Origin of the sequence: Psychrobacter sp. TB20-MNA-CIBAN-0197, assembly GCF_040309765.1 — a bacterium.
GTDB classification, from domain to species: domain Bacteria; phylum Pseudomonadota; class Gammaproteobacteria; order Pseudomonadales; family Moraxellaceae; genus Psychrobacter; species Psychrobacter submarinus.
Window position 1 is genome coordinate 1 of the sequence record NZ_JBEOPC010000360.1, and the last position, 287, is coordinate 287.

The window sequence follows — 287 nt, forward strand, 5'->3', positions numbered from 1 at the left end:
GTGTCGGTGCCCTCAACAAACTTGGCTAAGCCTTCGGCGTCATCCCATTTTTTATCATCCGTTAAATACCCTTTGTTAAGGACCTTTACTGTGCCGTCGTCGTTAATTGAATAAGTCGCGGTAACTTGCTCCATCCCTTCTTCGAATGAGTGATTAAGACGCGCTATTTCAAACCATTTGCCTTTATATTTTTGTATATCAAAGTTTTTAACGGGTATTATTCCCTCAGGAGGGCTGGTGCAGGCACTAAGAAAAAATAACCCTGTAATAAGTAAACCGTATTTAAT

At 40.4% G+C, this 287-nt stretch carries 1 protein-coding gene; it reads right to left on the reverse strand.

Annotation, left to right across the window (positions count from 1 at the left end):
* A partial coding sequence (locus AAEY83_RS14030; protein ID WP_351059765.1) for a lipocalin family protein occupies positions 1-287 on the reverse strand: 287 nt, incomplete at both ends.